Source organism: Halarchaeum nitratireducens (assembly GCF_014647155.1).
Taxonomy (GTDB): domain Archaea; phylum Halobacteriota; class Halobacteria; order Halobacteriales; family Halobacteriaceae; genus Halarchaeum; species Halarchaeum nitratireducens.
Genome location: NZ_BMOQ01000023.1, coordinates 1 through 1,175, shown reverse-complemented (window position 1 = coordinate 1,175; position 1,175 = coordinate 1). Strand labels below are relative to the sequence as shown.

At 56.8% G+C, this 1,175-nt stretch carries 1 protein-coding gene; it reads right to left on the bottom strand.

What is annotated here, in order from left to right:
- A partial coding sequence (locus IEX91_RS16170; protein ID WP_188880241.1) for an RNA-guided endonuclease InsQ/TnpB family protein occupies nucleotides 1–1,175 on the bottom strand: 1,175 nt, incomplete at both ends.

The window sequence follows — 1,175 nt, the reverse complement described above, 5'->3', positions numbered from 1 at the left end:
TGACCTGTTCTCGCGGTGCGAAGCAGCCGCTCTCTGAATCGAACAGGTACACCGAAGGCTGTGCCAACCAGCCGTTACTCCTATCTCCCCCATCACAGGCCAGAGTCGGAGATACGTTCTGCCGAATGTTCTCAGCACCGTTTACATCCGCGTTCGCCACCATACCACACGCATCGCAGACGTACAGTCCGCGCTCAACACGGTTCGCCTTTCGTTTGCGACCACAGCATGAACACGACTTGGACGTATCACGCTCGGACATCTGCTCGACCGTGATTCCCTTCATCTCGGCTTTGTACGCAAGCATCGAGGTGAAGCGGTCGAACGCCCACGAGTGCAAGTCCAGGTTACCCTGCTTGCCCCAGTTCTTCGACTCACCGTTCTCCTCGTCCTCACGGATGCCCGAGAGGTCGCCAACTACAATCGTTCCAACTTCTTCGTCAACACACCGTTCGACGATGTGCTTGGAGAGTGTGTGGAAGTAGTGGGTCCGGCGAGCCGACTTCTTCTGATTCAAGCACGTGGCTCGCTCGGAGTCCGAGTCCTCACAGCGAGCGATACGCTTGCTGAAGTAGTAGTCGTCCTGCTTCAGGCAGTTCAACGGGTACAGTTCGCTGTGGCCGTCTTCGTAGGCGAGCGCGGCGAAGTTGGTGATACCGAGGTCAACACCGACGGTTTTCTCACCGGGGGCTTCACGCACTTCGATTTCGACTTTACAGACGAATTGTAGTTCCCACTCGTCACCAGTCCAGACCGCCCGTACTTGTTGGACGCTTTCCACGGTGGAGAGGTCAACGTCGGGGCGGGTCTGATACTCGCAGAGGATGAAATCCGACCAATACTCCTTGAGGTTCGAGCCTTTGCTGAGTCGAACTCTTTCGTACGTGGTGTCGAGTTTGAAGCCAGCGGCTTTGAACGTGACCGTCGAACGTGGGTGGTCGTCGTTTTGTTTGCGGTATTTTGGCGGGTTTGCTCTCATGTCTCCGTTGCGTCGGTTGCCGTACCAGCCGTTGAACGCTTCAGCGAGTTCTTGGAGGACTCGCTGACTTGACTGAGAATGCAGGTCATCGTAGCGTTCGTGCGACTTGAGGTACGAGGTGAGTTCGGTGTGGCCGGGAATATGGCCGATCTCTGACCACACGCGGTCGCAGACCCACCGTCCGACGTTCCAGAGT